The sequence below is a fragment of the Mesorhizobium sp. M1A.F.Ca.IN.022.07.1.1 genome (assembly GCF_003997575.1).
Taxonomy (GTDB): domain Bacteria; phylum Pseudomonadota; class Alphaproteobacteria; order Rhizobiales; family Rhizobiaceae; genus Mesorhizobium.
This window is the reverse complement of record NZ_RZST01000470.1, coordinates 1-3,631: the sequence shown is the minus strand read 5'-3', so window position 1 is coordinate 3,631 and position 3,631 is coordinate 1. Positions and strand designations below refer to the sequence as shown.

The 3,631-nt window shown below is 63.5% G+C and carries 4 protein-coding genes and 2 pseudogenes; 2 read left to right on the top strand and 4 right to left on the bottom strand.

All coding sequences use genetic code 11. The features are described from left to right. Both EOA75_RS35850 and EOA75_RS30500 read left to right on the top strand, forming a co-directional pair. Positions 1-356 (top strand): annotated as a pseudogene (locus EOA75_RS35850) (phosphatase PAP2 family protein); the annotation flags it as partial. Between the two features lie 205 nt (positions 357-561). Next, positions 562-1,107: an adenine phosphoribosyltransferase gene (locus EOA75_RS30500; RefSeq protein WP_066994354.1), complete on the top strand. Its 546-nt coding sequence runs from the start codon at positions 562-564 to the stop codon at positions 1,105-1,107. 74 nt (positions 1,108-1,181) lie between these two features. Here the strand turns inward: EOA75_RS30500 and EOA75_RS30495 are convergent, their stop codons facing one another. From EOA75_RS30495 to EOA75_RS30480, 4 genes and pseudogenes are all read right to left on the bottom strand, one after another. Beyond that, complete coding sequence (locus EOA75_RS30495) at positions 1,182-1,652, bottom strand: MaoC family dehydratase (protein ID WP_067326553.1); 471 nt, start codon at positions 1,650-1,652, stop codon at positions 1,182-1,184. Then, entirely contained in the window at positions 1,649-2,110 is a 462-nt protein-coding gene (locus EOA75_RS30490; protein ID WP_127325890.1) for a MaoC family dehydratase, read from the bottom strand. Before EOA75_RS30490 ends, EOA75_RS30495 begins: the two co-directional genes overlap by 4 nt. Positions 2,111-2,212: 102 nt before the next feature. After that, positions 2,213-3,316, bottom strand: a complete 1,104-nt coding sequence (gene ychF / locus EOA75_RS30485; RefSeq protein ID WP_127325889.1) for a redox-regulated ATPase YchF — start codon at positions 3,314-3,316, stop codon at positions 2,213-2,215. A gap of 94 nt (positions 3,317-3,410) precedes the next feature. Further along, positions 3,411-3,631 (bottom strand): annotated as a pseudogene (locus EOA75_RS30480) (aminoacyl-tRNA hydrolase); the annotation flags it as partial.

Sequence of the window (3,631 nt, the reverse complement as noted above, 5' to 3'; positions counted from 1 at the left end):
GTCGTCGATCCGGCCAAGGACGTCTGGAAGCGGCCGCGTCCGCATCAGCTCAGTGATCTGGTCAAACCCGCGGTGAGCTGTCGAATTCCGGTTCCTGGCCGTCGGGCCATGCGACGGTCGGCACCATGATGGGCATCATCCTGTCCGACATGGTGCCGGAGAAGCGGGCCGAGATCATGGCCCGCGCGGCCGAATATGCCCATAACCGCGTGGTCGGCGGCATCCATTATCCGTCGGATGTCGAGATGGGCAAGATTTCCGGCAGCGCGATCGCCGCGGTCCTGCTCAGCCGGCCCGATTTCAAGACCGAGTTCAAGGTGGCGCGATCCGAGCTGCGGTCCGACCTCGGCATGTGAGCCGTCCGTCGCCGACGTTTCTGCAAGGGCGCCAGCGGGCGCCCTTTTCGCTTGCGGCGCCGACACGGGAGCAAGGCAGGCGATGCCGATCCTTTGCCGGACGCGCTTGTCTCCCGGGCTCCATCGCGGTAGCCGTTGTTGGTTGCGTTGCGCCGGGCGCGTCGACGCCGTTATACCCGACAGCCGGACACGCGGAGCTCGTCTCATGAAACCCTCGCTCGAAGACACGCTGCTTGCGGCCATCCGCACCATTCCGGATTACCCCAAACCCGGCATCCTGTTTCGCGATATCACCACGCTGCTCGGCGACGCTCGCGCCTTTCGCCGGGCAATCGACGAGCTTGTGCATCCTTACGCCGGGCTGAAGATCGACAAGATCGCCGGCATCGAGGCGCGCGGCTTTATCCTGGGCGGCGCAGTGGCGCATCAGCTTTCGGCGGGTTTCGTCCCGATCCGCAAGAAGGGCAAGCTGCCTTACGAGACCGTGCGCGTCGCCTACAGCCTCGAATACGGTCTGGACGAGATGGAGATGCACAAGGACGGCGTCTCGCAAGGCGAGAAGGTGATCCTGGTCGACGATCTGATCGCCACCGGCGGCACGGCGGAGGCGGCCGTCAAGCTGCTCAGGCAGATCGGCGCCGACATCGTTGCCGCCTGCTTCGTCATCGACCTGCCGGATCTCGGCGGGCGCCAGAAACTGGAAGCTCTCGGCGTGCCGGTAAGGACGCTGATCGGCTTCGAGGGGCATTGATCAGTGTTGAATGGTGAATAGTGAGTCGTGAATAGGGAATGGTTCACTAGTCACCATTCACTATTCACCATTCGCTACTCCACCTTGACCAGCACCGCGCTGTCGAACTCGATAACCTTATCGCCGCTGGAGTCGAAACCTTCGGAACGCAGCGTGAGCAGGCTCCAGCCGGGGCGGCCGGCAAGGGGTCGATGGGCAAGCGCTGTGCGGGTGAAGGTCACGGTTTCGCCGGCATAGACCGGCTTCAGCCATTTGAGGTTGCGAAACCCGGGCGAGGGGCCGAATTCGGGCTGCGGGCCGGGACCGGTCCAACGCACGCCCTCGGTCTCCATGCGCTTTTCGAGGTTGTATTTCATCCAGGTGGCGGCGGTGTGCCAGCCGGAGGCGCAGAGACCGCCAAGCATGCTCTCCTTCGCCGCCTCCTCGTCGACATGGAAGATTTGCGGATCGTATTTCCTGGCGAACGCCTTGATCTCGTCGGCCTCGAATTTGTGCGCGCCGAGGGTGACGGTTTGGCCGATGAGGAAATACTCGTCCAGGGTCACGCGACGGCCCCGCGGGTCAGAAACATGCCGGTGTTGTCAAGCTCGAAGACGCATTCGCCGCGCTGGTTGAACAGCTCGCTGCGCATGCTGACGAGGCCGATCTGCGGCCGCGACTTGGACTGGCGCTTGGAAAGCACGGTGACCTTGCCGGTGAGACGGTCACCGGCCAGAACCGGCTTCTTCCATTTGACGTGCTCGATGCCGGGTGAGCCTTGCGAGGTCGAATCGAGCAGGAAGGCATCGCACAGCATGCGCATGAACATCGCGCAAGTGTGCCAGCCCGAAGCCGAAAGGCCGCCCAGGATGCTGGCCTTGCCGGCCGCCTCGTCGAGATGCATCGGCTGGGCATCGAATTCGCTGGCAAACTCGATGATCTCGGCGGCGCTCACATTCTTGCTGCCGAGGTCGAGCGAGGCGCCCTCGACGAAATCCTCATAGGCCCAGGTCTTTCCGGTCATGTCGGCAATCCGGTTGACGAACGCGTGATCCCGAAGGCGGGCATCCCGGATGGAGGCCCGAGCCAATTTGGTCAAGTCCTTTCTGGTGAGCCAGCCAGGCACTCAGGTGTTGAACTTGAACAGCATGATGTCGCCGTCCTGGACGACATACTCCTTGCCTTCGTCGCGGGCCTTGCCGGCTTCCTTGGCCGCCACTTCGCCGCCGAGCGTGACGAAGTCGTTGTAGGAGATCGTCTGGGCGCGGATGAAACCACGTTCGAAGTCGGTGTGAATGACGCCGGCAGCTTGCGGTGCCTTATCGCCCTTGTGGATCGTCCAGGCGCGCGTCTCCTTCGGCCCGACGGTGAAATAGGTGATCAGATGCAAGAGCTCGTAGCCGGCGCGGATCACCTTGTTGAGGCCCGGCTCGTCAAGGCCGATCGAGGCGAGGAACTCCATTTCCTCCTCGTCGGAAAGCTGGGCAACTTCCGCCTCGATCGCCGCCGAGATCACCACCGTGCCGGCGCCCTGCGCGGCGGACATCTTCTCCACCGCCTTTGTATGCTCGTTTCCCGTGGCAGCGTCCGCCTCAGCGACGTTGCAGACATAGAGCACGGGATGCGATGTGAGCAGGTTCAGGCCCTGCAGGATGCGCAAATCCTCCGCCGCGATGCCATTGAGCAGGACGCGGGTCGGGCGACCTGCCTGCAGCAGTTCGAGCGCCGCCTCCATCATCGGCAGAACGGTCATTGCTTCCTTGTCCTTGCCGGCGGCGCGCTTGCGGACCTGCACGATGCGGCGCTCCAGGCTTTCGAGATCGGCGAGCATCAGCTCGGTCTCGACGGTCTCGGCGTCGGCGACCGGATCGATGCGGCCTTCGACATGGGTGATGTCGTCATCCTCGAAGCAGCGCAGCACATGCACGATGGCGTCGACCTCGCGGATGTTGGCGAGGAACTGGTTGCCCAGACCTTCGCCCTTGGAGGCGCCGCGCACCAGTCCGGCAATGTCGACGAAGGAGATGCGGGTCGGGATGATCTCCTTCGATTTGCCGATCGCGGCGATCTTCTGCAGCCGCGGGTCCGGAACCGCCACCTCGCCGGTGTTCGGCTCGATGGTGCAGAAAGGATAGTTGGCGGCCTGCGCGGCAGCCGTCCTGGTCAACGCGTTGAACAGCGTCGACTTGCCGACGTTGGGCAAGCCAACGATGCCACATTTGAAACCCATGTTCGTCCGGTCCTATCGGGAATTCGAGATTTGGTGAGGGCTATGGGCGAAAGCGCGGACGATCGTCAAGCCCTTGGCATGATCGTTTCGACGCTCAGTCTTTTCCGAACAGCTTCTTCAGCATCGCGGCCATCGGCCCGCTCTCGGGAACCTTCGCCGGCGGCTGCTGCGGGCGGGCCTGGCGGATATGGCTCTGCTGTTTTGGCGCCTTGGGCGGAGGCCGATCGTCATCGCCGGTCGGCACGAGCTTCTCGCGCAGCGCCAGGGTGATGCGGTTCATGAAGGAGTTGTCGTCGCCCTTGGCCAGCAGTGCGG

Bases quoted from the DNA above. Each gene is read 5' to 3' on its own strand.
- ychF (WP_127325889.1), bottom strand. From the start codon at position 3,316: ATGGGTTTCAAATGTGGCATCGTTGGCTTGCCCAACGTCGGCAAGTCG.
- EOA75_RS30500 (WP_066994354.1), top strand. From the start codon at position 562: ATGAAACCCTCGCTCGAAGACACGCTGCTTGCGGCCATCCGCACCATT.
- EOA75_RS30490 (WP_127325890.1), bottom strand. From the start codon at position 2,110: ATGACCGGAAAGACCTGGGCCTATGAGGATTTCGTCGAGGGCGCCTCG.